The sequence below is a fragment of the Delftia sp. WSY_7 genome (assembly GCF_043104845.1).
GTDB lineage: Bacteria > Pseudomonadota > Gammaproteobacteria > Burkholderiales > Burkholderiaceae_C > Comamonas > Comamonas tsuruhatensis.
Genome location: NZ_JBICLB010000017.1, coordinates 60,239 through 85,527 on the forward strand (window position 1 = coordinate 60,239; position 25,289 = coordinate 85,527).

A 25,289-nucleotide genomic window follows, 5' to 3' on the forward strand; every position below is an offset into this window, starting at 1 on the left:
GGGGCGCGCGCCATGACTTCCAATGGATCGCAACTGCCGCCGCAGGCCATTGCCGCCGACGGCCTGCACCTGAGCTTCGACGGCCGCACGCAGGTGCTGGACAACATTGCGCTGCAGGTGGCCGAGGGCGAATTCGTCTCGCTGGTCGGGCCCAGCGGCTGCGGCAAGACCAGCCTGCTCAACCTCTGCGCGGGCCTGGTGGCCCACACCGGCGCCGGCACGCTGCGCGTGCTGGGCGAGGCACCGCGCCTGGGCAGTTCCCGCGTGGGCTACATGCTGGCGCGCGACAGCCTGCTGCCCTGGTGCACGGCGCTGGAGAACGCCGCCTTCGGCGCGCGCGTGCGCGGCGTCGGCACGGCCGACAGCACGGAGCGCGCACTGCGCATGCTGCAGGAGGTGGGCCTGGCCGACCATGCGCAGGCCCTGCCCAAGGCCTTGTCCCACGGCATGCGCCAGCGCACGGCACTGGCGCGCACCTTTGCGCTGGACGCGCAGCTGCTGCTGATGGACGAGCCCTTCGGCGCCCTGGACGCGCAGACCAAGCTGCAGCTGCAGGACCTGCTGCTGCGCCTGTGCCAGCAGCACCGCCACAGCGTGCTGTTCGTGACCCACGACCTGGCCGAGGCCGTGGCCGTCTCCGACCGCGTGGTGGTGATGTCCTCGCGCCCGGGCCGCATCATCGCCGACCTGCCCATAGACCTGCCGCGCCCGCGCTCCATCCGCGACCTGCAGAAGTCGCCGCGCTTCCATGAACTCTATGCGGCCCTGTGGTCGCAGCTTGAATCGGGATGGGTGCACCATGAAGGCTGACCGTCTGCAATGGCTGGCGCTGCATGCGCTGTTCATCTGTCTCGTGCTGGGACTGGCCGAATGGGCCGCCGCGCGCCGCTGGCTGGACCCCACCTTCTTCGGCCAGCCCAGCGGCGTGGCCGCCTATCTCTGGAACCATGCGGGCACGGCCCGGTTCTGGTCCGACCTGGGCTGGACGCTGGCCGCCGTGGGCTGCTCCTTCGTGCTGGGCAGCGTGGCCGCCTTCGCCACGGGGCTGGCCTTCGTGCGCTGGCCGGCCATCGAGCGCTTTGCGGAGCCCTACTTCAACGCGCTGAACGTGATGCCGCGCATCGCGCTGGCGCCGCTGTTCATCCTGTGGTTCGGGCTGGGGCTGGGCAGCAAGATCGCCGTGGGCTGCTCGCTGACCTTCTTCATCGTGCTGTCGGCCACGGTGGCAGGCATGCGGGGCGTCAGCCAGGACCACGTCACGCTGTGCCGCACCCTGGGCGCCAGCGCCGCCACCACCTTCTTCGAGGTCACGCTGCCCGGCGCCGTCCCGGTGATCTTCTCGGGCCTGCGCCTGGGATTGATCTATGCCCTGCTGGGCGTGGTGGGCACCGAGATCATCGCCAGCGAAAAGGGCCTGGGCCAGGCCCTGGCCTACCTGGGCTCCACCTTCGACATCAATGGCGTCATGGCGCTGCTGCTGGTGCTGGCCCTGCTGGGCGTGGGCATGGTGCGCTTCATGTCCTGGGCCGAGAGGCGGCTGCTGCACTGGCAGTGAGCCCGCCAGCCCTCTCTCCCCACCTTCCCCCCTTCCTCCCCTCCCATCCGTTCCTTCAAGGAGTACCCCATGGCCAATGCCGCCCCCATGCAGCTGATCGACATCGACGCCCGCTACCACCACATCCGCCCCGTGCCGCGCATGCCCAACTTCGCGGCCTGGATCGAGGGCGTGGACCTGACCCGCCCCCTGTCCCCCGAGGTGCAGGCGGAACTGCGACAGGCCCTGTACGACTTCGAGGTCATCTTCTTCCGGCCCCAGGCCATCACGGCCGAGCAGCATGTGGCGCTGGCGCAGGTGTTCGGCCCGCTGTCCAAGGGCTCGTACTTCGAGCGCAAGAGCGGCATGCCCGACGTGGAGATGATCATCTCCGACAAGGACCGCCCGCCCGCCATAGACAACTGGCACACCGACATCAGCTGGAAGCAGCAGCCGCCGCTGGGCACCGTGATCCAGATCGTGACCACGCCGCCGGCCGGCGGCAACACCTGCTGGACCAGCACCAGCAAGGCCTATGACTGGCTCTCGCCCGGCATGCAGCAGTACCTGGAAGGCCTGCAGGCGGTCCATACCTGGGAGGAATCGGGCTTCCGGGAATACCTGGGCCGCAAGGGCGAGGAGGCGCTGTTCGAGGCGCTGCGCCAGTTCAAGCCCGTGACGCATCCCGTGGTGCGCACCAACCCCGATTCAGGCCGCAAGTGCATCTTCGTCAATGCCGATTTCACGCGCCACATCACGGGCGTGGACCGGCACGAGGCGCGCGGCGTGCTCGCCTTCCTGCTGGACTGGCTGAAGAAGCCGGAGTTCATGGTGCATCATCAATGGGACGCGGGCGGCATCGCCATCTGGGACAACCGCAGCACGCAGCACTATGCTGTGGCCGACTACTGGCCCCACTACCGCGTGAACCAGCGCGTCACCTTCGACACCCCTTCCACCCAATGACAACGAGACACGGAGACAGCTTCATGAGCACGCAAGAGCACCTGCAGTTCTATATCGACGGCCAATGGGTTCCCCCGGCCGTGCCGCGCACGCTGGATGTGATCAATCCGTCCACCGAGGAGGTGGCGGCCCGCATCAGCATGGGCTCGGCCGCCGATGTCGATGCAGCCGTGGCCGCCGCACGCCGAGCGTTCGACGGCTTCTCGCAGACCACGCGCGACGAGCGGCTGGCCCTGCTGGACAAGGTGCTGGCGGTCTACATGCGCCGCATCGACGAGGTGGCTCAGACCATCTCGCTGGAGATGGGCGCGCCGCTGTGGCTGTCGCGCGCGGCCCAGGCCACCGTGGGCGCGGGGCATCTGAAGCAGACCCTGCAGGTGCTCAAGGAATTCGAGTTCGAGAGCGTGCGCGGCACCACCGGCATCGTGCATGAGCCCGTGGGCGTGGTGGGCATGATCACGCCCTGGAACTGGCCCATCAACCAGATCATGTGCAAGGTGGCACCGGCCCTGGCGGCGGGCTGCACCATGGTGCTCAAGCCCTCGGAGATCGCGCCGCTGAACGCCATCCTGGTGGCCGAGATCCTGCACGAAGCGGGCGTGCCGGCCGGCGTGTTCAACCTGGTCAACGGCGACGGCCCCTCGGTGGGCGAGGCCATGTCCGTGCACCCCGGCATCGACATGATGACCTTCACCGGCTCCACGCGCGCGGGCATTGCCGTGGCCAAGGCCTCGGCCGATACCGTCAAGCGCGTGACGCAGGAGCTGGGCGGCAAGTCGGCCAACATCGTGCTGGACGACGCAGACATTGAAAAGGCCGTGACCCAGGGCGTGAACGCCTGCTTCACCAACTCCGGCCAGAGCTGCAACGCACCCACGCGCATGTTCGTGCCGCGCGCCCTGCATGCGCGCGCCGTGGCGGCCGCCAAGGCCGCTGCCGAAGGCATGAAGGTGGGCGATGCACTGGCCGACACCGGCGCCATGCACATGGGCCCCGTGGTCAGCGAGGCGCAGTTCCGCAAGATCCAGGGCCTGATCGAAGCCGGCATCGCCGAAGGCGCCACCCTGGTGGCCGGCGGCACGGGCCGCCCCGAGGGCCTTGCGCGCGGCTACTTCGTGCGGCCCACGGTGTTCGCCGACGTGCGCAACGACATGACCATTGCGCGCGAGGAAATCTTCGGCCCCGTGCTGGTCATCCTGCCCTACGACACGGAGGAGGAGGCCATCGCCCAGGCCAACGACACGCCCTACGGCCTGTCGGGCTATGTGCAGTCAGGCAGCCTGGAGCGGGCACGCCGCGTGGCCTCGCGCCTGCGCACGGGCATGGTCCACCTCAACGGCGCGGGGCCGGACTTCGGCGCGCCGTTCGGTGGCTACAAGCAGTCGGGCACGGGCCGGGAATGGGGCGAGCACGGCTTCAAGGAGTACCTTGAAGTGAAAGCCGTGATGGGCTACCAACCCAAGCAAAAAGCCGCCGCCTGAAGGCGGCTGCCTACCCGCGCCGTGCGGCCTCGTAGAGGCCTTCCACGCGCGGGATGTTGCGCTCCAGCTCGCGGATGCGCTCGGGGCCTGCGGGGTGGGTGGACAGGAATTCCAGGCCGCCACGGTCGCCCGTGGCCTGGCCCATCTTGCGCCACAGCGAGACCGAGGCCTGGGGGTTGTAGCCGGCGCGCGCGGCCAGTTCCAGGCCCACGAGATCGGCCTCGCTCTCATCGCCCCGGCTGAATTTCAGCGACAGCAACTGGCCGCCCAGGCGGGCCGCCGCATTGCCCAGGTCGCCCAGGCCCAGCAATTGGGCGCCCAGCGAGATGCCGATGCTGGTGGCCTGGTTCTTGGCCAGCTGCTCGCGCGAGTGCTCGCGCAGCGCATGGGCCATTTCGTGGCCCATGATCATGGCGATCTCGTCGTCGGTCAGCTGCAGTTGGTCGATGATGCCCGTGTAGAAGGCGATCTTGCCGCCCGGCATGCAAAAGGCATTGATCTCCTTGCTGCCGATCAGGTTCACCTCCCAGCGCCAGGCATTGGCACGCGGGTTCCATTGGGCGGTGTAGGGGATCAGCCGCCGGGCAATGGCGCGCAGCCGCTGCAGCTGCGGGTTGCTGTCGCCGGCCAGTGCGCCCTGGGCGCGGGCCTTGGCCAGCAGTTGCTGGTACTGGTCGGTGGCGGCGCCTTCCAGCGTCTCGGCCGGCACCAGCTTGCGCAGGCCCGAGGCACCGCCCACCTGCACCTGGGCCGCCACCGGCGCCGTGGCCAGGCCCATGGCCGCCGCGCTGCCGGCCAGCAAGAAACCGCGACGCGCGCGCCAGGGCGCGCAGGCACAGCCCCAGGCGGACGGGGCACAGGGCTCGGAGGAGAGATGGGTTGGCTGCTGCATGCCGCCAAGTCTAGCGGCCATGCATGCCTGCAACATGCGGAGAACAGCGCATCGTGAAGAGCGGCGCCGGCCTACAAAGAGTCACGCCATCTGCGCGGCCATCACGGCCCGCTGCGAGCGCATCTCGGCGCCGATCACCAGCATCAGCCCCGCCAGCACGGCCAGCAGCCCCAGCCACGATTGCAGCGGCTGCCGCTCGCCCACGACCCACACCGCCAGCACGAAGGCCGCCACGGGCTCGATCAGGCTCAGCGTCACGCCCGTGGGGCCGGAGATGCTGCGCAGCCCGATGGAAAACAGCATGTGCGCCAGGCCCGACACCACCACGCCCAGGTAGACCACCACCAGCACGGCCGCCAGGCTCCACTGCGGCAGGCCGCTTTGCACCAGCGCAATCGGCACCGCCATGCAGGCCGCCCCGGTGAAGACATAGAAATTCACCACGCGCGGCGACATGTGGGTGACCAGGCGCTTGTTGATCAGCGCATAGCCCGCGTACGACAGCCCCGCCAGCAGGCACAGGGCCAGGCCGCTCCAGGACAGCGTGGCGCCGCCCCGGGCCACCACCATGGCCGCGCCTCCCGCCACGCTCACCAGCGTGCCGGCCCACCACAGGGCCGACAGGGGCGCGCGCAGCACCAGCGCCTGCATCAGCCCGGCCCAGATGGGGCCGCTGCCAATGGCCACGGCCGTGCCCACGGCCACGCCCGTGAGCGTCACGCCCTCGTAGAAGAAGATGCTGTAGCCGCCGATTCCCATGGAAGCCAGCAGGAACCAGGCCGGGCGCAGTCCCAGGTGCACCGGGTTGGGCAGCAGCGGCTGGACGGGTGCCCCGCCCTGCCCGGCCCGCCCGCGCAGCCTCCAATGGGAAACCGCCAGCAGCGCGCCCAGGAACAGGCTGGAAACCGCCAGCTGCGCGGCGCCCACCCAGAACGGCGACAGCCCGCCTGCGCCCAGGCTTTGCGCCGTGCCCGTCGTGCCCCAGAGCACGGCAGCCACCGAAACGAAGGCGATGCCGACGGCAGAGGAAGAAGCGGAAGAATTGCGAACCATGGCGCCATGTTGCGCCTGGCGCGGCCGGGCATTTGTCGAGAAACGCTCGTAGTCCGCAAGACTGTGAACGGGCTAGCCGCGCAGCTGCCGCGCCGTCACGCCCCGGTCGCGCCGCAGCGCATAGGCCAGCGCGCTGGCCGAGGCATAGCCGCAGCGCAGCGCCGTGGCCTCCAGGGGCAGGCCCCGCGCCAGCCCGCGCTCGGCCGCATCCAGGCGCAGGCCGCGCAGCCAGGCCTGGGGCGGCTGGCCCGCCAGCTCCACGAAGCGCGCGTGAAAGCGCTGGGCGCTCATATGGCACAGGGCGGCCAGCCGGGCCGTGGGCCAGTCCTCGTGCAATGCGGCCTGTACGCTCGTGGTCAGTTGCTGCAGGTCCAGCCCCCGGCGCGCCAGCAGGCCGGGCGCCTGCAGCACCTGGGCCAGCTGCTCTGTGGCCGGGCCTTCCGACTCCCGGCCGCGCAGGGCGGGCGGCACGGAAAAGCGCCGCATCCGGTCCAGCCCCGGGCCGCTGGGCGCATCGATGACGAACACGCGCGAGCGCGGCGCCGCCAGGTAGCCGTGGTCCACGCCGGCGGGGATGAGCATGCCGCTGACGGCGTCCACAAAGGCGCTGCGCCCGCCCACTTCCAGCTCCATGCGGCCCTGCAGCGCATAGAGGATTTGCGCATGGCCGTGGGCATGGGCCTGGTGCTCGCCGCTGTAGCTGCGCACCGAGCTGTGCGGCGCGAAGGCGGTATCGGTGGCATCGGCCGCGCCGTCTTGCGCGGCGGCATCGCTGTGGAGGGAAGAGAGGGTGTAGGCCATGGCGGCATCCTGTGCCCGCGATGGTAGCGCGCGCCAGTCCGCGCCACCATGGGCCCGATAATGGCCGCAGCCTGCCGCAGCCCAACATGACCGAGCCGTCCACCACCACCTCCTCCGCCCCTTCCACCCCCACTGAAGCGCCCCGCCGCAGTTGGGCCCAGACCCTGCGCGTCTATGCCGAGCCGGCCAGCCTGCGCATGCTGGCCCTGGGTTTTTCGGCAGGCCTTCCGCTGCTGCTGGTGCTGGGCACGCTGTCGTTCTGGCTGCGCGAGGCCGGCGTGGACCGCACCACCATCGGCTACCTGAGCTGGGTGGGCCTGGCCTATGCCTTCAAGTGGGTCTGGTCGCCGCTGGTGGACCGCATGCCGCTGCCGCTGCTCACGCGCTGGCTGGGGCGGCGGCGCGGCTGGCTGCTGTTCGCGCAGATGCTCATCGTCGCCGGGCTGTGCGGCATGGCGTTCAATGATCCGCGCGTCTCGCTCACGCCGCTGGTGTGGTGCGCGCTGGCCGTGGCCTTCGGCTCGGCCACGCAGGACATTGCGCTGGATGCCTACCGCATCGAATCGGCCGACACCGAGCGCCAGGCCGCGCTGGCCGCCACCTACCAGACCGGCTACCGGCTGGCCATGATCTGGGCCGGCGCCGGCGTGCTGTGGCTGGCCGCCCGCGCCGAGGTGGCGGGTACGGCGGGCTACCAGAGCGGTGCCTGGCAGGTGGCCTACCTGGCCATGGCCGCCTCCATGGCCGTGGGCATGCTGACCGTGCTGCTCTCGCCGGAACCGGTGCCGCGCCCGCTGGCGCCTGCCCGCAATGCGGCCGAGTGGCTGCACAGCGCGCTGGTCGAGCCCTTTGCCGACTTCCTGGGCCGCTACCGCTGGCAGGCGCTGCTGGTGCTGGGCCTGATCGCCATCTACCGCATCAGCGACGTGGTCATGGGCATCATGGCCAACCCCTTCTACGTGGACATGGGCTTCACCAAGGACGAAGTGGCCGCCGTGACCAAGGTGTACGGCGTGATCATGACGCTGGCGGGCGCCTTCCTGGGCGGGGCGCTGGCCATGCGCTGGGGCGTGATGCGCGTGCTGATGCTGGGCGCCGCGCTGTCGGCCGCCACCAACCTGCTGTTCGCCTGGCTGGCCACGCGCGGCCATGACGTGAACGCGCTGGTCTGGGTGGTGAGCGCGGACAACCTGGCCGGCGGCATCGCCTCGGCGGCCTTCATCGCCTACCTGTCGGGGCTGACCAATGTGCAGTACTCGGCCACGCAGTACGCGCTGTTCAGCTCCATGATGCTGCTGGCGCCCAAGTGGCTGGCCGGCTTCTCGGGCGCCTTTGTCGATGCGCATGGCTACGTGAGCTTCTTCCAGGCCACGGCCCTGCTGGGCCTGCCCGTGCTGGTGCTGATCGCGCTGGCCTCGCGCGTGCATGCGGTGCGGCCCGCGCAACGCGGCAGTTGAGCGGCTGGCCGCAGGCTGCGCTGTTTTACCGAACTTTACGCAAGCGACAAGCGCGGCTGACGGGGGGCTGCGAGCATCGTCGCAACACGACGCCAGGCCCCAGCATGAATACACTGCCCTCCATGAGTACGCACCATCTTCTGATGATCGAAGACGACACCCGCCTCGCGCAGATGGTGGGTGACTACCTGGGCAACAACGGCCTGCAGGTCACGCATATGGGCGATGCCCGCAGCGGCCTGGAGCAGCTGCAGCCCGCCGACGGCGTGGCCGGCGCCGACCTGCCCGACCTCGTCATCCTCGACCTCATGCTGCCCGACATGGACGGCCTGGAGGTCTGCCGGCGCATCCGCGCCCTGCCCGGCCCCGCAGCCCAGGTGCCGGTGCTGATGCTCACGGCCAAGGGCGACCCCATGGACCGCATCATCGGCCTGGAGATCGGCGCCGACGACTACCTGCCCAAGCCCTTCGAGCCGCGCGAGCTGCTGGCGCGCATCCGCGCCATCCTGCGCCGGCGCGGCGGCGGCGGCGAGGGCTCGGCCGCAGGCCAGCCGGCCACGGCGCTGCGCTTCGGCAGCCTGGAGATCGACCGCGACGCGCGCAGCGTCACCGTGGCGGGCCAGCCCTGCGAGCTGACCTCCTACCAGTTCGACCTGCTGGTCACGCTGGCCGAGCGCGCGGGCCGCGTGCTCACGCGCGACCAGATCATGGAGGCCGTGCGAGGCCGCGAGCTGGAGGCCTTCGACCGCTCCATCGACGTGCACATGGGCCGCATCCGCGCCGCCATCGAGGCCGACCCCAAGGCGCCCAAGCGCATCCTGACCGTGCGCGGCGTGGGCTACGTCTTCGCCAAACAACAAGACTAGCCAAGCGAATGAAGCTGCTGTCCCTCTTCTCCCAGCGCCTGTACCTGCGCATCTGGCTGGCCGTGGTGGGCGGCGTGGCCGTGCTCACGCTGACGGTGGCCTGGGCCTGGCAGATCGCGGCCGAGCAGAACGCGCAGAACGTGCAAAGCGCCAGCTCGCCGCCCTCGCGCGACGTGGCCATGCGCGATGCGGACGGCAAGGTCATCGCCCAGGGCCGTGCGCGGCGCCTGCCCGGCCCGCCCGAGGAGGGGCTGCGCTTCGAGATCGAAGGCACGGACGGCCAGACCTACATGCTGCACATGGCGCCGCGCCCGCCGCGCGGCGACCGCCCGCCGCACGACGGTGCAGCCGCCTTCTGGCTGCGCCCGCCCTTCGGCTTCCTTTGGCTGCTGGGACTGGTGGGCGTGGCCGTGGCCGTGGGCGTGTTCCCCATCATCCGCCGCCTGCTCAAGCGGCTGGAGAACCTGCAGCGCGGCGTCAAGCGCTTTGGCGAGGGCGACCTGTCGGTGCGCGTGCCCGAGCACGGCAGCGACGAGGTGGCCGACCTGGCCCACCAGTTCAACGCCGCCGCCGCGCGCATCGAGACCCTGGTGACCTCGCACAAATCGCTGCTGGCCAATGCCTCGCACGAGCTGCGCTCGCCGCTGACGCGCATCCGCATGGGCCTGGAATTCATGGGCGACGACCCGGCCAGCGCCCGCGCGCGCGCCGAGATCCAGCGCAACATCAGCGAGCTGGACCAGTTGGTGGACGAGATCCTGCTGGCCAGCCGGCTGGAGACCTATGAAGGCGACGTGGGCACGATCGAGCCCGTGGACCTGATCGGCCTGGCCGCCGAGGAATGCGCGCGCGTGGATGCCGACCTGGACCTGCAGTCCACCGACGCGCTGGAAGTGCCCGGCATCTCCAAGCTGCTGCGCCGTGCCGTGCGCAACCTGCTGGAGAACGCGCGCCGCTACAGCCAGGGCGCCATCACGCTGGAGCTGGCGCGCCAGGACGCCATGGCCGAGATCCGCGTCTGCGACCACGGCCCCGGCGTGGCGCCGGCCCACCGCGAGCGCATCTTCGAGAAGTTCTTCCGCCTGCCCGGCGCCAGCGAGCGCTCGGGCGGCGTGGGCCTGGGCCTGGCCCTGGTGCGCTCCATCGCCCAGCGCCACGGCGGCAGCGTGCACTGCGAAGGCCGCGCCGACGGCCAGCCGGGCGCCTGCTTCGTGCTGCGGCTGCCGCTGGCCTGAGCTGCCGCCTGCGGCTCAGCCGCGCCGGTGCTGCCACTCCACACGTTCCACCAGATCCCTGAGCAGTTCGAAATGCCAGCGGGTGCGCTTGAGCAGGCGGCCGTAGCGAGAGTGGGGGAAGCGGTAGGCTCCATCGGCCAGTTCGATGGCGCAGGACGCCAGGTGCCACTGCTGCTCGAACGCCTGGTGGCTGTCCGGCGGGTCGGCGCGCATGCGGCGTATGTGCGCCAGCGCCAGCTCCACCGCGCATTCCACGTCGAACTGGCGGGCCTTGCGGTCGGGCTTTTTGCCACAGACCTCGGCCAGGGTGACCAGCCGCCCCTCGATGACGACCAGACAGACATGCATGGCCTGCCAGGCGCTGGGCCAGTCGGAAGGCCTTGCGGCTTGCGACCGCTTGGGCAAAGGCTGCGCCTGCACTGCCGCGCCGGCAGTGTTTTTGCGGGATGTCATGGGGTCAGCCCTCCTGATAGAGAAGAGGGCTGGAAGGGGCAAGCGCAGCGCTGGGGCTGGCAAGGATGGGGAGGGTCATGGTCTGTTTTCCTACGAGATCACAGAAAACCACCGGTTGAGTTTCTACGCACAACAGGTGGGCGTGGTGGTTAGAAACACGTCCGTAGCCGTGCGGGCGTCCTTGCGGATAGCCCCCACCACGCCCGAAACCATGCGGACAGGCGCAAGCAAATGCGCCAATCCGACGAGATAAGGCATGACAAAGCCCCGCTTTAAGGTGGGGGCTGCAACCTCACGGAAGGTGTTTCTACGCACCGGGCCTTTCGGCTTGCGGGCAGTTTAACGGGGCCAGGGCGGGCCGGCCAGCCGAGCCCTCAATCCCGGCCCAGGTGCTCGCACAGGAAGTCGATGAACACGCGGGTCTTGCGCGGCAGGTGGCTGCTGTCGGGAAAGACCACGCTGATGGGCTGGGGCGGCAGGGCGTGGTCCGGCAGCACGCGCTGCAGCACGCCGCCGGCCAGGTCGTCCTCCACAAACCACGCAGGCAGCACCGCCACACCCAGCGAGGACCGGGCCAGGGCGCGGATGGCGGTGGAGGAGTTGGATTGGTGGGCCGCCCGGCCCACCACGTCCACACCCTGGCCGCCGGCAGTGCGCAGCGTCCAGGCCGTGGGGTGGGTGAGGTTGCTGTTGGCAATCCAGGGCAGGTCTGCCAGGTCTTCGGGCCTGCGCACGGGATGGCTGCGCAGGAAGGCGGCCGAGGCCACCAGCACGATGTCGTAGCCGGCCAGCCTGCGGCTTTTGAAGCTGGAGTCCGCCAAGTGGCCCAGGCGCACGACCAGGTCCAGCTTTTCGGCCACCAGGTCGCTCAGTGAAGAGTTGACGTCATAGGCCACCGAGATGCCCGGGTAGCGCTCCAGGAAGGCCGGGATCAGCGGAAGAATGTACTTCTCCCCGTATTCGCTGGTGGTGCTGATGCGCAGCCGGCCCGCGATGCGGTTGCCGCTGTGCATGGCGTTGTCGAAGGCGCTGCCCACGTCGCGGACGATGCCCTTGAACTCGTCGTAGAACTCCCGCCCGGTTTCCGTCAGGGCGATGCTGCGGGTGTTGCGCACCAGCAGGGCCACCGACAGCGCCTCTTCCAGCGATTTCACGTGCAGGCTGGCCATGGCCTTGCTGATGCCCAGGAAGTCCGCCGCCCTGGTGTAGGAGCCGAAATCCACCACGGCCAGAAACGTCTGCGCGCGGTGGAGCAGTGTGTGCATGGCCGGGCTTGCGGGGGTCATTGTTCAATCCAGTCAAACAAAGAGTCCAGCATAGCCCCATCGACGTGGCCGCCCGCGCTCTTTAGTCTTGCCCCTCCTGAAAGCGCAAGATGACATACCGATACCGCCTGGCCACCGTTTTCCTGATGGGTTTCTTCGTCGACTGCATCAACATCTTCATGCCCGCCGTCGCGCTGCCCACGATTGCGGCCGAGTTCCATGTGGGCATCTCGGCCGGGGCCTGGGTGGCCAATGCCTACATGCTGGGATTGACGCTGGCCATTCCCCTCGCCCCCTGGCTGGCCGACCGCTGGGGCGCGCGCGGGCTGATGGCGGGCTCCATGCTGGCCTTCGCCCTGGCCGCCTGGGCCTGCGGCGAGGCGGGCAGCTTCGGCCAGCTGGTGGGCTGGCGCTTCATCCAGGGTATGGCGGGCGGGCTGGTGATCCCAGTGGGCCAGGCCCTGGCCTTCAATCGGTTCCAGGGACCGGAGCGCGCGCGTGTCTCCACGCTGGTCATGGCCGTGGCGCTGATTGCACCGGCCCTCTCGCCCTGGCTGGGCGGGCTGATCGTGGACCACGGCTCCTGGCGCTGGGTGTTCCATTCCAATATTGCGCTGGCCCTGGCCGCCGCAGGCCTGGCCTGGCTGTGGGTGCGCGATGCACCGGCCACGGCCCGGCAGCGGCCGGACCTCAAAGGCCTGGTGCTGGTCAGCGCCGCGCTGGCCGCCTGGCTGCTGGGCATGTCGCTCTATGGCGCAGGCCAAGGTTCGGGCCAGGGCCTGGCGCTGGCCTGGCTGGGCATGGCGGCGGGCCTGGCCTTCACGGTGCTGTATGCCATCCATGCCCGCAAGACGGCCCACCCCATTGTGGAACTGCAACTGCTCAAAAGCCCGCGCCTGCGCATGTCGGTGGCCGTCTACCACGCCATTCCCGGCGTGTTCACGGGCGTGAACCTGCTCAACATCTTCTACCTGCAGGACATGCTGCACCTGAGCGCGCAGGCCACAGGCCGATTCATGATGGTCTACGCAGGCGGCGCCCTGGTGTCCATGCTGGTGGGCGGCCGGCTGTACAACCGCGCGGGCGCACGGCCCTTGTTCATCGCCAGCATGGTGCTGCACAGCCTGGGCATTGCGGCGCTGGCCGCCGTGGCGGCCCCTGCCGACACCTGGCTGCTGGCGGCCGCCTACGGCCTGATGGGCCTGGGCGGCGGCCTGGGTGCCAATACCGCGCAGACGACGGCCCTGCTGGACTTCGATGGCCGGCAGACGCAGCAGGCCAGCGTGATCTGGAACCTCAACCGGCAGATGGCCTTCAGCGTGGGCGCTGCGTTTTTCCTGATGGTTTTCAACATGCTCGCCACCCGCCTGGACGCAGGCCGGGCCTATCACATGACGTTTCTGATCGCATCGCTGGCAGGGCTTGTGCCCCTGCTGCACCTGCGATCGCTGCGCACCCCCGAGGACCACCATGCAAGACAACAAGCCCATCGACCGTGACATTGACATCGGCATCGCCGAACGCAGCATCCACCGGGTGCACGAGCTGATCCACACCGTCTTCACCCAAACAGCGGGCACACAGGCCGCGCTGCAGGCGCTGATGCCGCAGTTCAGCCCGGAGTTCAGCATGGTGACCACCGCAGGCAGACTTGTCGGCCTGGACGATGTGGAACAGATGTTCCGGCGCGCGGCCGGCCAGCGGCCAGGGCTGGAGATATGCGTCTGCGACATGCAGCCCGTATGGCGGGACACGGCCGGCCTGGCCATGCGCTATCTGGAAACCCATCGCCTGGACGGCGTGGAGACCTCGCGCCGATCGGTCGTGATCCTCAAACGTGCGGGCCAAGGGGTGCTGTGGCATTACCTGCATGAGACGGCCCTGGGCTGATGGCCCAGCGCGCGCTCGCCGCTCAGCCCCGCAGGTAGCGGTCGGCGATGCTGCCGGGCACGTAGAGGCCGCGCTCCAGGTAGAAGTCCAGCTTCTTGCGGTCGGGCGCGCGCAGCTTGATCAGCGGCACGGGCGCCTGTTCGGTGCGCGAGAACATCAGGCGGATCTTGAGCGGGGTGCGGCCCCAGTTACCCTGCACGTGCAGGAAGAAGGGGCCGTCCTCGGCCTTGGCCAGCCGCAGGCGGTAGCTGCCACCGGCGCGCAGCACGCGCTGCATGGCCAGGTGCATGCTCAGGTAGGCGGGCATGTCGATGCCCTGGCGCAGTTGCTCGTATTCGCCGGCCTGCTGGAGCTGGGCGATATAGGCCTCGCCCGTCTGCGGCAGGACCTGCTCCACGTATTCCTTGTGCAGGGCCGCGATGAAGGCGCTGCCCGGGGGCGCGGCCATGAGCCAGTTCTCGACCACTGGCACCTGCGGGTCGCGGGTGTAGCGCTCCAGGTAGTAGGCGACGAGGTCGGCGCCGCTGCGCTGCTGCTGCTCCAGCAGCCAGTCCAGCGGCTCGGTGAGGATGGTGCTGGCGTCCAGCCAGATGCCGCCGTGGCGGTGCAGCAATTCCAGGCGCAGCCAGTCCGAGCGCTTGGCCACGGGCAGCTGCTGCAGGTTGCCGGGCAGCTGCGGCACGTATTGCGGCAGTTGCGCGTCGTTGAGGATGCGCAGGCTGTAGCCGGGGTTCAGGCGGGCCCAATTGTCAAAGCAGCGCTGTATCAGCAGCGGCACCGAGTCGCCATTCCAGTAGGCCCAGATGATGCGGGGAATGGGCGTGGAGACGGGCACGGGCGCCGCAGGCCCGATGTCATGGCTGCGGAAGTCGGGCGCGGGGCCCTGCTCCAGGCGGCGTGCGAAGGTGGCGTAGAAGCGGCGCATGCCCGCCGCCAGCCACAGCTCGCCCCGGGTTTTCAGTTTCAGGCCGCTCATGCAGGGGCTCCCGGTGTTCCCAGCTGCTGCGCGCGGCGCTCCCACCTGCGCAGCTTCCATGCGCGCAGCCACCAGCCGCGCCGCAGATAGGCCTGGCGCAGGGCGGGCAGGGACAGCGGGGAGATGCGGCCGAAGTCCGCCAGGAACTGCTGCGCCAGCGCCTGCCGCTGCGCGGGCGGCATGTCCCGTTGCCGGTCGAGAAAGCGCAGGGCGCCGATGAGGTTGCGCGCGGCCTGGTGCGCCCAGGCGAAGTGCAGGCGCCCGTCATTGCGCAGCGCATCGTCCTGCAGGGCTTGCACGGCCTGCGCCAGCGGCCACAGGGCGGCGGACTGGTCTGCTGCCTTGGCAGGCGTCATGGACGCAAGGATGGAGTTGGCACGCTGCCGGTAGGCCACCCAGGGCTGGGGCTGGTAGTAGAAGCTGGCGCAGCGCAGCGCCATCTGCGGCATGGTCATCATGTCTTCGAAATAGCGGCCTGCAGGAAAGCGCAGGCCGGCATCCCACAGGCTGCGGCGCGAGATCTTGGACCAGGCATGCAGCTGGCCCGTGCGCAGCAGGCCGGCCAGCAGGGCGCCCCGGTCCTGCGAGCGCTGCAGCGTGGGGCCCTGGAAGCTGTGCCGGTGCGCCTCGCCGCGCAGGCGGTGCTTGAGGCGCGGGGCCTCGCGCCAGACGGAGAAGTCGCAGAGCACGGCATCGGGCGCATGTTGTTTCACGATGGCCGACAGCCCGGCAATCGCGCCGGGCAGCAGCTTGTCGTCGGAGTCCAAAAACCACAGGTAGTCGCCCGTGGCCGCATCGATCATGGTGTTGCGCGCCGCGCTCAGGCCGGCGTTGCGCTCGTGCTGCATGAGCTGCAGGCGGCCGGGCCAGCGCTGGTCCAGCTGCTGCATCAGGGCCCAGGAGCCATCGGTGGAGCAGTCATCCAGCACCAGCACCTGCACGCCGGCATCGGCCTGGTCCATGACGGACTGCAGGCATTCCTCCAGGTAGGGCACCACGTTATAGACGGGCACCAGGATGCTGAGCCAGGTCACGGACGCTCCCCCTGCAGCAGGCGGGCGAACAGGTCTTCGTACTGGCCGGTCATGCGCTGCAGGCTGTAGTGCGACAGGGCTTCCTGCCGCGCGGTGGCGGCCATGCGCACGGCGGCCTCGTCATCCTGCAGCGCCTGCTGCAGGGCGTCGGCCAGCGATTCAGGGTCGGCGTGCGCGGCCAGCAGGCCGTTGTCGCCGGGCCGCACCACTTCCTGCACGCCCACCACGCGGCTGCCCACCACCACGCAGCCCGCCGCCATGCCTTCCAGCAGGGACAGGGGCATGCCTTCGTAGTGCGTGGACAGCACGCAGACGCGGTGCGCGCGCAGCAGGCCGGGCACGTCGTTGCACATGCCGATGAATTGCACCTGGTCCTGCAGGCCCAGTTCGGCGCTGAGCCGCTGCGCCGCCTGCTGGGCGCGCGCCTTGCCGCCGCCGGCCAGGGTCAGCGTGGGCTTGAGGCCGCGCTGGCGCAGCACGGCCAGCGCGCGCAGCAAGGTGGCATGGTCCTTTTGCCGCGCAAAGCGCGCGGCCATGACGATGTCCGGGCGGCGCTGCAGCAAGGGGGGCGGCTCCTGCAGATAGGGCTCGGGCCGGATGCCGTTGCTGATGGCCAAGAGCTTGTCTGCAGGAAAGCCGCGGTCCTGCAGGCTCTGGCGCACGCCTTCGGAGCAGCCGACGATGGCGGCCGTGCGCTCGGTCAGCCACAGGGCCTGCGCCAGCCGCCAGCGCGTGTAGCGCTCGCGCGAGTTGTGTTCCACATGCACCAGGCAGGGCACGCCGGCCCACAGCGCGGCAAAGCGGCCCCAGAGGTGGTCGCTGAACCCATGGGCGACCACGATGTCCGGCCGGAAGTCCAGGCAGATGCGGCGCAGCTGCCAGACGGTGGCGGCATGGGACCAGCCGGCCACCACGTCGACATCGATGCCGCCGTCGCGCAGCTTCTGCACGCGTTCATCGGAGGTATTGCGCTTGCGCCGCAGCACCAGCCGGGCGTCGAAGCGGCCCGACGCGCGGTGCGCCGACACCAGATCCACCGCCACCTGGGTGGCACCCGAGAAGCCGCCCGTCACGAAGTGCAGCACCCGGGGCCGGGTGGTGGCGGCGCGCTCCCTCACCGCACGGCTCCGCTGGCCCTTTCCAGGCCATGCAGCGATGACCACAGGGCCACCACGAGGAAGACGAAGAAGACGATGCCGCTGTTGTGCACGAAAAATTGCTGTGACATGCCGAACGCCAGGTACATGGCTGGCATCAGGCTGCCCAGGATACGCAGCAGCAGGGCCTCGCGCCAGGGGGTGCTGTCCGCAGGCCACAGCGCCATGCGCCGCCGCGAGGGCCAGAACAGCCACAGCAGCGAGATGAACAGCGCTGCCTGCAGCAGCACGCCCGGCACGCCGAGCTTGACCCAGATGTCCAGGAAGTCGTTGTGGATGAAGTTGTATTCGCGGATGGACTGGCCATAGCTGCCGGCGTCCACGCGCCGGTGCATCTCGTCCACATAGCCCTGCATGCCCCAGCCCAGCAGGGGCTTCTCGCCGATCATCTGCACGGCCAGCCGGTACTGCTCCAGCCGGGTGCCCAGCGAGGTGTCGGAGTTGCCGGAATGCAGGTAGTTGCTCACATCCAGGTAGACCTCGTCGACGCGCTCGCTGACGCGGGGTATGAAGGCCATCACGGTGGCCAGCGCCACCACGATTGCAGCGCAGCCCAGCAACAGGCGCCCGAAGTACTGCGGGCGGTACATGCGCACCAGCACCATCAGCATGAGGAACATCGGCAGCAGCGCCAGCCAGCCCCCCCGCGAGCCCGACAGCAGCGAAGCCAGCGCACCCATTGCAGCGGCCGCCAGCACCAGCAGGCGCCACAGCAGGGAGCGCTGGTGCCAGAAGGACATGGCATAGATGCAGGAGAAGCAGCCCAGCAGCAAGGCCATGTTGCCCCACTGGATGGCATTGGTGTAGCCCGTGGCCCGCTCCATGCCCAGCACGCAGACCTGCCACAGGGCCATGAAGCCCGCGCCTGCGCTGCCCAGCGGTATGCCCCACAGGAAGATCCGCGCCGTGGGCGGGTAGCACATGGCGAACAGCAGGCTGACCGCGCCCAGGATGAATTTCACGGGGCGGTCGAACTGACCGGTGCCCCCGTCCAGCACGGACAGGTGGTACCACATCACCGCCATGCCCATGAACAGTGCCACCAGCAGCCAGGTGCCAGGCGACTGCCTGTACCGGACCCAGCGGGGCAGAAAACACAGGGCGCCCAGGGCCATGAGGCCCGCGCCATAGGAATAGCCCGAACGCAGCCACAAGGCCAGTCCGGGCACCAGAACAGCGGCCAGGGTCGTGAGGAGCCCTGGCAGCTTCGACTTGTCAAATCTCATCAAGACCGCGACTTTCTGCCCCAAAATGCGGGCATTCCGCTTTCCATCCGCTATGAAAAAAATTCCTGCGGTCTTATTCAGGCTGCTCCATCGCTGGGCAGCCCCTTCCAAAATCGGCGCAGATTACACCATGCCCGCGCCCTTGCAGCTGCCCCCATCGCCCCCGGCAGCCGATGGTCTTGCAGCGGACATCCCGAAGACGATCTGGACGTACTGGAACCAGTCCGGCCTGGACCCTTTCGTCCAGCAGTGCGTGGACAGCTGGCGGCGGCAATGCCCGGATCACCAGGTCATCGTCGTGACACCAGAGAGCCTGGGCCAGTACGTGGCCTGCGGCGACCTTCCTGCGGCGTTTGCCGAACTCCACCCCACCAAGCAATCGGACTGGCTGCGCCTGTATCTGGTGGCGCACCATGGCGGCTACTGGTTCGATGCCACCACGCTGCTGACCGCGCCGCTGGACTGGATGGGCGCCGGCGCAGGCGCTGCCGAGCTGGCCGGCTTCTACCTTGAGGGCTTCACCAGGGACAGGCGCTACCCCGTGATCGAAAGCTGGTCATTCTGCGCTCCGGCCGGCTCGCGCTTTGTATCGGAATGGCAAAAGGAGTTTCACCAGGCGCTGATCGTGGAGGGCCCTGCGGCCTACCTGCAGCGCCTGCAGTCGCGGCCCGACGCCGCCGAGGTGCTGCAGGGCATCCCCGATCCAAATTACCTTCTGATCCATGTGACGGCCCAGCAGGTGATGCGCCGGCTGCCCGATGCCCGGCTCACGCTGTTCAAGGCCGAGGACACCGCCTTCTTCTACCACCGCGCCCTGCGCTGGAAGTGGTACCTGCTCTACCCCCAGCTGTGCCTGGCGAAGGCGCCGCAGGTGGCGGCGCCCATCGTCAAGTTGCGCGGCGGGGAACGGCGCCATTTCACGGACATGCTGGCCTTGCACGGAGATGCTGCGCCCGGCAGCATCTGGAGCCGCGCGCTTTCGGCGCGCTGAGACACGCAAAGCGGGCCGAGGCCCGCTTTGCTCAATGCCCGCCTGCGAAGACTTCGCCGGCCTTCAGGCGGTACAGCGTGCCGCAGTAGGGGCACTTGGCCTCGCCGGTGTGGGCCACGTCCAGGTAGACCTTGGGATGGCTGTTCCACAGCTTCATGTCGGCCTTGGGGCTGGGGCAGAACACGCCGCCCTGGGCGTTGAGGTCCTTGGCCGCCAGTTCGACGGTGGCATTCGTTGTCATGCTTGCTTATCTCTTTCGTGGGTATCTGTCATTTTCATCGTCGGGCCGCCCCAAGATGAAAAGCACCCCCTCGGGGGGCAGTGGACCTTGCAAAGCAAGGGTAGCGTGGGGGTCATTTTTCTCAGACCCGAGTCAGCCAATGGGCGTACTTGGGGTTGCGGCCGTTGACGATGTCAAAGAAGGCCTGCTGGATCTTTTCGGTCAGGGGGCCGCGGCTGCCCGCGCCGATCTCGATGCGGTCCACCTCGCGGATGGGCGTGACTTCGGCGGCCGTGCCGGTGAAGAAGACTTCATCGGCGATGTACAGCTCGTCGCGCGTGATGCGCTTTTGCACCACCTCCAGGCCGAGGTCCTTGCAGATGTGCATCACGGTATTGCGCGTGATGCCGTTGAGCGCGCCGGCCGACAGGTCGGGCGTGTAGACCACGCCGTCCTTGATGACGAAGATGTTCTCGCCCGAGCCCTCGGAGACGAAGCCCGAGGCGTCCAGCAGGATGGCCTCGTCGTAGCCGTCGTCCAGCGCCTCGGTGTTGGCCAGGATGGAGTTGGTGTAGTTGCTCACCGCCTTGGCCTGGCTCATGGTGATGTTCACGTGGTGGCGCGTGAAGCTGGAGATCTTCACGCGGATGCCGCGCTGCATGCCTTCCTCGCCCAGGTAGGCGCCCCAGGCCCAGGCAGCCACCATCAGGTGGATGGTGTTGCCCTTGGGCGAGACGCCCAGCTTGCGGTCGCCGATCCAGGTCAGCGGGCGCAGGTAGCACGATTCCAGCTTGTTGGCACGCACGACCTCCACCTGGGCCTGGTTCACCGCTTCCTGGGTGAACGGGATCTGCATGCGCAGGATCTTGGCGCTGTTGAACAGTCGCTTGGTGTGGTCTTCCAGGCGGAAGATGGCCGGCCCCTGTTCGGTCTTGTAGGCCCGAACGCCCTCGAATGCGCCGCAGCCGTAGTGCAGCGTGTGGGTCAGCACGTGGATCTTGGCATCGCGCCAGTCCACCAGCTGTCCATCCATCCAGATCTTGCCGTCACGATCGGCCATCGAGGGAACAACGGGGCTCATAGGAACATCCTTGGGGGTATTGAACAGAACACCAACCCGCTATTTTAGGGCGCGGGGGCTGCCTCGGGGGCCGCCGCCGTCTCGGGTTGCGGTTCGGGTTCGGGCGTGGGGCGCACCAGGGTCCACTTCACGAGCCGGCCATGCATGAACTCGCAGGTCACATGGGATTGCGTGCCGTCGGTCCAGCGGTAGATCTCGGGATGCTGGCCGTCTTCGGACAGGCGCTCGCCCAGGGAGCGCGTCATGGCCACCACGTGCATCAGCGAGACCTTGGGCTTGAGCTTGACGTTGAGCATCACGGCGCTGCCCACATAGCCCATGGGACGGTCCGAGGCCTTCTTCATGATGGACATCAGCCGCGTGAAATGCAGCAGCAGCCACATCATGATGCCGCCGCCCACGGCAACCACGCCCATCCAGCCATAGGACTGGTGCGCAGCCACCAGCAGTACGAGCAGACCCAGGGGAATCAGGATATTGCGCAAATTCATGGCGCCGATTGTCTTATGGAGGCGCCGCAGGACCGCTGCGGACAGTGCGTATGCCCCCGCAATGCGCTCGGCAAGGCAGTGCCTCAGCCCATCCCTCGGACGATGTTCATGGCTTCGTCCACGCGCTCCACGGCATGCACGGTCAGGCCGGGGATGGCTTTCTTGGGCGCATTGGCCTTGGGCACCACGGCCATGGTGAAGCCGAGCTTGGCGGCTTCCTTCAGGCGCTCCTGGCCGCGCGGCGCGGGGCGCACTTCGCCGGCCAGGCCCACTTCGCCAAAGGCCAGGAATCCCTTGGGCAGGGCGCGGCCGCGCAGGCTGGAGGTGATGGACAGCATCACGGCCAGGTCGGCCGCAGGCTCGCTGATGCGCACGCCGCCCACGGCGTTGACGAACACATCCTGGTCCGCGCAGGCCACGCCCGCATGGCGGCTGAGCACGGCCAGCAGCATGGCCAGCCGGTCCCGGTCCAGGCCCACGGACAGGCGCCGGGGCGCGGGGCCGCCCTGGTCGACCAGGGCCTGTATTTCCACCAGCATGGGCCGCGTGCCCTCCAGCGTGACCAGCACGCAGGAGCCCGGCACGGGCTCGCTGTGCTGGGACAGGAAGATGGCGCTGGGGTTGGTGACGCCCTTGAGGCCCTTCTCCGTCATGGCGAAGACGCCGATCTCGTTGACGGCGCCAAAGCGGTTCTTGATGGCGCGCACCAGGCGGAAGTTGCTGTGCGTGTCGCCCTCGAAGTAGAGCACGGTGTCCACCATGTGCTCCAGCACGCGCGGGCCGGCCAGGGCGCCTTCCTTGGTCACATGGCCGACCAGGATCACGGTGATGCCCGTGGTCTTGGCCGCGCGCGTGAGGTGGGCCGCGCATTCGCGCACCTGGGCCACCGAGCCCGGCGCCGAGGACAGCTGGTCCGAGTACACGGTCTGAATGGAGTCGATGACGACCACGGCCGGCTGCGTGGCCTCCATGGTGGCGAGGATCTTCTCCAGCTGGATCTCGGCCAGCACATTGACCTGGCTGGCCTCCAGCCCCAGGCGGCGCGAGCGCAGCGCGACCTGGGCACCGCTTTCCTCGCCCGTGACATACAGCGTGGGCAGGCCGACGCGGTGCAGCGCATCCATGGCCTGCAGCAGCAGGGTGGACTTGCCGATGCCGGGGTCGCCACCAATCAGCACCACGCCGCCTTCGACAATGCCGCCGCCCAGCACGCGGTCCAGCTCCTCGATGCCGCTGGGCGTGCGCGCCACGTCCTGGGCCTCGATGGCCGACAGCGGCATCACGGCCTGGGCGTTGGCCAGGCCCGCATAGCCCTGCGGCTGGCTGAGCCGGTTCTTGCCCGCGCCCGCAGGCTCGGCAACGGCCTCGATCAGCGAATTCCAGGCCCCGCAGGCCGGGCACTTGCCCAGCCAGCGCGGGCTGGAGCCGCCGCAGGCATTGCAGATGAACGTGGTTTTGTCTTTGGCCATGGGTTGGGCACTATACCGAGCGGTGGCTGCCGCCCCGCCCGCCTGCCTGTTGTCTAACGCAGTTGCGTGACAAAGAGATATCGGTTATAGTTGCTTTCTTCGCTGCACAAAATGCGGTGAAACGAAATTACTGCGGAATTACCGCGCGATGGAGCAGTCTGGTAGCTCGTTGGGCTCATAACCCAAAGGTCGGAGGTTCAAATCCTTCTCGCGCAACCACCACGAAAAAAAGCCCACTTCGGTGGGCTTTTTTTCGTCTGTGCCTTTCTTGCTTTTCTCCACGCAGGTCAGCTGGGATCGTTCAGGTCTTCATGGTGGTCTGCCTGGCCCTGCTTCCAGTACGAGGCCACGCGCATGCGCTTGGGCGCGGCGCCCTTGGCCAGCAGCAGGCGCCGCAGCTCGGCCATGGCGCTGTGCTCGCCCGCCGCCCAGATATATCCGTCGTCGTCCTGGGGAAACTCCAGCGCCTGCACGGCGTCGGCCAGCGATTCGACCCAGGCACAGTCCAGCTGGGCCGTGCTCTTCCACTGGCGGCGGTCGGCAGGGTTGCGCAGCTGCACGCGCACCACGGCGCGGCTGCCGGCGGGCAGCTCGGCCAGGCGCCGCTCGATGGCGGGCATGGCGGTCTCGTCGCCGAACAGCCAATGCCATGGCAGGTTGGCCGAGATCACCAGGCTGCCGCGCGGCCCGGCCAGGCCCACCCACTGTCCCAGGGGCGCGGTCAGCGCCCATTCAGTGGCGGGGCCTGCATCGTGCAGTGCGAAATCCATGATGAGGTTCTGGCGCGCAGCGTCGTAGCGCAGCGGCGTGTAGTCGCGCAAGGTGGGGCGCTCGTCCTCCACGAAGGTGGGGCGGCCATCGAGCAGCACGGGAAGCGCGGGCAGTTCGCGCCCGGCCTGGGGCAGGATGAGCTTGATGTGGTCGTCAAAGCCCGAGCTGACGAAGTCCTCCAGTTCGGGTCCGCCCAGGGTCAGGCGCACAAAGCCGGGGCTGGGCTGCTCGCGCGAGAGCAATTGCACATGGCGGGCGCGGAAGGGATGGCGGACACGGTGGACGACGGGGGCAGGCGCCACGGCAGAGTTGGCTGGATTGGGCAAGTTCATTGGCGAAACGGCCTGTGACGGCCTAGAATGTTGATTTAGTCCACCAATTCTCTGTCATCCGTTGACTTTGTCAACATATTTCCACAAGACCCTGCCATGAATGCCTCCCTGCCCGCCGATATCTTCGAGGCCATGCACGAGCTGCTGCACCTGTTCCGCTCGCGCATGCGCGAGGACATGGAGTCCATGGAGCCCGGGCTGACGCCCAACGAGGTGCGCGTGCTGATGTACGTGGGCCGGCACCCGGGCCGCACGCAAAGGGATCTGGTCGACCACAGCCACATGGACAAGGCCCAGCTCGCGCGCATGCTGGCGCAGCTGCAGGAGCAGGGATGGCTGGACCGCGAACCGGACGCCCGCGACCGCCGCGTGCGCTGCCTGAGCCTCAGCCCCCAGGGCCAGGCCCTGTTCGACCGGCTGCGCCAGTCGCGCCAGGCGCTGGCGGCGCGGCTGCTCAAGGATTGGGAGCCTGCCGCGCAACAGCAGATGATGGCGCTGCTGGAGCGGGCCAGGGACAGCGTCCAGGCCGCGCCCTGATCAATCGACGGCCTTGTTCACGCGCGGCGCGACGGCGCACATGAGTTCATAGCCCAGCGTGCCGGCCGCCTCGGCCACCTCGTCGATGGGCAGCACGGCGCCGTTGCCGGCGCGGCCCCACAGCGTGACTTCGCTGCCCATGCCGGCATCGGGCACGGGCGTCAGGTCCACGGCCAGCATGTCCATGCTCACGCGGCCCAGGGTGCGGGTGCGCACGCCGTCGACCAGCACGGGCGTGCCGGTGCCGCAGTGGCGCGGATAGCCGTCGGCATAGCCGCAGGCCACGGTGCCCAGGCGCACGGGAGCTTCGGCCGTGAAGCGTGATCCATAGCCCACGCTCTGCCCCGCAGCCAGCTGCTGCACGCCGATGATGCGCGAGCTCAGGGTCTGCGTGGGCTGCAGGCCCCAATGGGCCGCCGTGTGCTGCGGATAGTCGGGCGAGCTGCCGTACAGCACGATGCCGGGCCGCACCCAGTCGCAGCGCACCTGGGCATCGTCGCCATGGCGCAGCGTGGCGGCACTGTTGCCCACGCTGCGCTCGCCGGGCAGGTCGCACGTGGCGTCGTGAAAGCGCTGCAGCTGCGCGGAGATGCCCGACTGGCCAGCGCCTGCGTCGGCATCGCTGAAGTGGGTCATGAACGAGATTTCCTCCACCTGGGGCAAGGCATTGAGCCGGGCCCAGGCCGCGCGAAAGCGCTCGGGCGTGAAGCCCAGGCGGTTCATGCCGGAGTTCATCTTGAGGAAGACGCGGTGGCCGTTCTGCGTCTTGTGCGCGGCCAGCCAGTCGATCTGGGCGTCGCAATGCACGGCATGCCAGATGGACAGGCGCGAGCAAAGCTCCAGGTCGCGCGGCTCGAACACGCCCTCCAGCAGCAGGATGGGGCCGCGCCAGCCCAGCTGGCGCACGCGCTCGGCCTCGGCCAGGTCCAGCATGGCGAAGCCGTCGGCGCCGCGCAGGGCCTCGAACACGTTTTCGATACCGTGGCCATAGGCGTTGGCTTTGACCACGGCCCACAATTTGGCATCGGGGACCGCTTGCCGCACCCGCTCCAGATTGTGGCGAAGCGCGGCGGAATGGATGGTGGCAAGAATGGGACGCGGCATGGTTTTC

26 protein-coding genes and 1 tRNA gene are annotated in these 25,289 nt (G+C 68.8%); 12 read left to right on the top strand and 15 right to left on the bottom strand.

Features of this window, described 5'->3' with window-relative positions:
• The first annotated feature begins 12 nt into the window (after positions 1-12).
• The 4 genes from ACF8ME_RS08590 (at position 13) to ACF8ME_RS08605 (ending at position 3,981) form a co-directional block, all read left to right on the top strand.
• Positions 13-810 carry an ABC transporter ATP-binding protein gene (locus ACF8ME_RS08590; RefSeq protein ID WP_016448569.1) on the top strand — a complete coding sequence of 266 codons (798 nt, stop codon included), beginning with the start codon at positions 13-15 and terminating at the stop codon, positions 808-810.
• On the top strand, positions 800-1,555 hold the full coding sequence (locus ACF8ME_RS08595; protein ID WP_392416059.1) for an ABC transporter permease: 756 nt from the start codon (positions 800-802) through the stop codon (positions 1,553-1,555). Before ACF8ME_RS08590 ends, ACF8ME_RS08595 begins: the two co-directional genes overlap by 11 nt.
• Before the next feature lie 69 nt (positions 1,556-1,624).
• Positions 1,625-2,500, top strand: coding sequence for a TauD/TfdA family dioxygenase (locus tag ACF8ME_RS08600; RefSeq protein WP_016448570.1), 876 nt, complete (start codon positions 1,625-1,627; stop codon positions 2,498-2,500).
• A gap of 23 nt (positions 2,501-2,523) precedes the next feature.
• Complete coding sequence (locus ACF8ME_RS08605; RefSeq protein ID WP_046988067.1) at positions 2,524-3,981, top strand: aldehyde dehydrogenase family protein; 1,458 nt, start codon at positions 2,524-2,526, stop codon at positions 3,979-3,981.
• 10 nt (positions 3,982-3,991) lie between these two features.
• Here ACF8ME_RS08605 and ACF8ME_RS08610 read toward each other — a convergent pair whose 3' ends face one another.
• The 3 genes from ACF8ME_RS08610 to ACF8ME_RS08620 all read right to left on the bottom strand — a co-directional run bounded on the left by ACF8ME_RS08610 (position 3,992) and on the right by ACF8ME_RS08620 (position 6,727).
• The gene (locus tag ACF8ME_RS08610; RefSeq protein WP_252652806.1) at positions 3,992-4,894 is read right to left on the bottom strand and encodes a M48 family metallopeptidase; all 903 of its coding nucleotides are present in this window, start codon (positions 4,892-4,894) and stop codon (positions 3,992-3,994) included.
• Between the two features lie 60 nt (positions 4,895-4,954).
• Positions 4,955-5,926: a DMT family transporter gene (locus tag ACF8ME_RS08615; RefSeq protein ID WP_288897674.1), complete on the bottom strand. Its 972-nt coding sequence runs from the start codon at positions 5,924-5,926 to the stop codon at positions 4,955-4,957.
• A 72-nt stretch (positions 5,927-5,998) separates the two neighbouring features.
• The gene (locus tag ACF8ME_RS08620; RefSeq protein ID WP_047326943.1) at positions 5,999-6,727 is read right to left on the bottom strand and encodes a helix-turn-helix domain-containing protein; all 729 of its coding nucleotides are present in this window, start codon (positions 6,725-6,727) and stop codon (positions 5,999-6,001) included.
• An 86-nt stretch (positions 6,728-6,813) separates the two neighbouring features.
• On the opposite strand from ACF8ME_RS08620, the gene ACF8ME_RS08625 reads away from it, so the two are divergent.
• From ACF8ME_RS08625 to ACF8ME_RS08635, 3 genes are all read left to right on the top strand, one after another.
• Complete coding sequence (locus ACF8ME_RS08625) at positions 6,814-8,184, top strand: AmpG family muropeptide MFS transporter (protein ID WP_392416062.1); 1,371 nt, start codon at positions 6,814-6,816, stop codon at positions 8,182-8,184.
• Positions 8,185-8,288: 104 nt separating this feature from the next.
• Entirely contained in the window at positions 8,289-9,050 is a 762-nt protein-coding gene (locus ACF8ME_RS08630; protein ID WP_016453613.1) for a response regulator transcription factor, read from the top strand.
• An 8-nt stretch (positions 9,051-9,058) separates the two neighbouring features.
• Positions 9,059-10,285, top strand: a complete 1,227-nt coding sequence (locus ACF8ME_RS08635; RefSeq protein WP_016453614.1) for an ATP-binding protein — start codon at positions 9,059-9,061, stop codon at positions 10,283-10,285.
• Between the two features lie 15 nt (positions 10,286-10,300).
• Here ACF8ME_RS08635 and ACF8ME_RS08640 read toward each other — a convergent pair whose 3' ends face one another.
• Complete coding sequence (locus ACF8ME_RS08640; RefSeq protein WP_392416064.1) at positions 10,301-10,738, bottom strand: hypothetical protein; 438 nt, start codon at positions 10,736-10,738, stop codon at positions 10,301-10,303.
• A gap of 374 nt (positions 10,739-11,112) precedes the next feature.
• Positions 11,113-12,003, bottom strand: coding sequence for a LysR family transcriptional regulator (locus ACF8ME_RS08645; RefSeq protein WP_312840907.1), 891 nt, complete (start codon positions 12,001-12,003; stop codon positions 11,113-11,115).
• Between the two features lie 110 nt (positions 12,004-12,113).
• On the opposite strand from ACF8ME_RS08645, the gene ACF8ME_RS08650 reads away from it, so the two are divergent.
• Both ACF8ME_RS08650 and ACF8ME_RS08655 read left to right on the top strand, forming a co-directional pair.
• The gene (locus ACF8ME_RS08650) at positions 12,114-13,502 is read left to right on the top strand and encodes an MFS transporter (RefSeq protein WP_392416066.1); all 1,389 of its coding nucleotides are present in this window, start codon (positions 12,114-12,116) and stop codon (positions 13,500-13,502) included.
• Complete coding sequence (locus ACF8ME_RS08655; RefSeq protein ID WP_392416068.1) at positions 13,474-13,893, top strand: DUF4440 domain-containing protein; 420 nt, start codon at positions 13,474-13,476, stop codon at positions 13,891-13,893. The genes ACF8ME_RS08650 and ACF8ME_RS08655 overlap by 29 nt, the downstream gene beginning before the upstream one ends.
• 22 nt (positions 13,894-13,915) lie before the next feature.
• On the opposite strand, the gene ACF8ME_RS08660 is transcribed toward ACF8ME_RS08655, so the two are convergent.
• The 4 genes from ACF8ME_RS08660 to ACF8ME_RS08675 are packed head-to-tail and all read right to left on the bottom strand — an operon-like array spanning position 13,916 to position 18,286.
• On the bottom strand, positions 13,916-14,869 hold the full coding sequence (locus ACF8ME_RS08660) for a glycosyltransferase family 32 protein (protein ID WP_198820257.1): 954 nt from the start codon (positions 14,867-14,869) through the stop codon (positions 13,916-13,918).
• The gene (locus ACF8ME_RS08665) at positions 14,866-15,903 is read right to left on the bottom strand and encodes a glycosyltransferase family 2 protein (protein WP_047326935.1); all 1,038 of its coding nucleotides are present in this window, start codon (positions 15,901-15,903) and stop codon (positions 14,866-14,868) included. The genes ACF8ME_RS08660 and ACF8ME_RS08665 overlap by 4 nt, the downstream gene beginning before the upstream one ends.
• On the bottom strand, positions 15,900-17,021 hold the full coding sequence (locus ACF8ME_RS08670) for a glycosyltransferase (RefSeq protein WP_047326934.1): 1,122 nt from the start codon (positions 17,019-17,021) through the stop codon (positions 15,900-15,902). The genes ACF8ME_RS08665 and ACF8ME_RS08670 overlap by 4 nt, the downstream gene beginning before the upstream one ends.
• On the bottom strand, positions 17,018-18,286 hold the full coding sequence (locus ACF8ME_RS08675) for an O-antigen ligase family protein (RefSeq protein ID WP_392416071.1): 1,269 nt from the start codon (positions 18,284-18,286) through the stop codon (positions 17,018-17,020). The genes ACF8ME_RS08670 and ACF8ME_RS08675 overlap by 4 nt, the downstream gene beginning before the upstream one ends.
• Before the next feature lie 130 nt (positions 18,287-18,416).
• On the opposite strand from ACF8ME_RS08675, the gene ACF8ME_RS08680 reads away from it, so the two are divergent.
• Positions 18,417-19,277, top strand: coding sequence for a glycosyltransferase family 32 protein (locus tag ACF8ME_RS08680; RefSeq protein ID WP_392416072.1), 861 nt, complete (start codon positions 18,417-18,419; stop codon positions 19,275-19,277).
• A gap of 31 nt (positions 19,278-19,308) precedes the next feature.
• Here the strand turns inward: ACF8ME_RS08680 and ACF8ME_RS08685 are convergent, their stop codons facing one another.
• From ACF8ME_RS08685 to radA, 4 genes are all read right to left on the bottom strand, one after another.
• Positions 19,309-19,518, bottom strand: coding sequence for a zinc-finger domain-containing protein (locus tag ACF8ME_RS08685; RefSeq protein ID WP_012202256.1), 210 nt, complete (start codon positions 19,516-19,518; stop codon positions 19,309-19,311).
• A 121-nt stretch (positions 19,519-19,639) separates the two neighbouring features.
• Positions 19,640-20,578: a branched-chain amino acid transaminase gene (locus ACF8ME_RS08690; protein WP_016453623.1), complete on the bottom strand. Its 939-nt coding sequence runs from the start codon at positions 20,576-20,578 to the stop codon at positions 19,640-19,642.
• A 44-nt stretch (positions 20,579-20,622) separates the two neighbouring features.
• Complete coding sequence (locus ACF8ME_RS08695; protein WP_046239701.1) at positions 20,623-21,069, bottom strand: hypothetical protein; 447 nt, start codon at positions 21,067-21,069, stop codon at positions 20,623-20,625.
• 83 nt (positions 21,070-21,152) lie between these two features.
• Positions 21,153-22,538: a DNA repair protein RadA gene (radA, locus tag ACF8ME_RS08700; protein ID WP_016448587.1), complete on the bottom strand. Its 1,386-nt coding sequence runs from the start codon at positions 22,536-22,538 to the stop codon at positions 21,153-21,155.
• 142 nt (positions 22,539-22,680) lie between these two features.
• Here radA and ACF8ME_RS08705 point away from each other — a divergent pair.
• Positions 22,681-22,757 (top strand) — tRNA-Met (locus ACF8ME_RS08705).
• Positions 22,758-22,825: 68 nt separating this feature from the next.
• Here the strand turns inward: ACF8ME_RS08705 and ACF8ME_RS08710 are convergent.
• Positions 22,826-23,641 (bottom strand): siderophore-interacting protein, encoded by an 816-nt coding sequence (locus tag ACF8ME_RS08710; protein ID WP_392416074.1) that lies wholly within the window; start codon positions 23,639-23,641, stop codon positions 22,826-22,828.
• Between the two features lie 96 nt (positions 23,642-23,737).
• Between ACF8ME_RS08710 and ACF8ME_RS08715 the strand changes: the two genes are divergently transcribed.
• Positions 23,738-24,178 (top strand): MarR family winged helix-turn-helix transcriptional regulator, encoded by a 441-nt coding sequence (locus ACF8ME_RS08715; RefSeq protein WP_016448589.1) that lies wholly within the window; start codon positions 23,738-23,740, stop codon positions 24,176-24,178.
• Here the strand turns inward: ACF8ME_RS08715 and alr are convergent, their stop codons facing one another.
• On the bottom strand, positions 24,179-25,282 hold the full coding sequence (alr, locus tag ACF8ME_RS08720; protein ID WP_047218852.1) for an alanine racemase: 1,104 nt from the start codon (positions 25,280-25,282) through the stop codon (positions 24,179-24,181).
• Between the last annotated feature and the right edge of the window lie 7 nt (positions 25,283-25,289).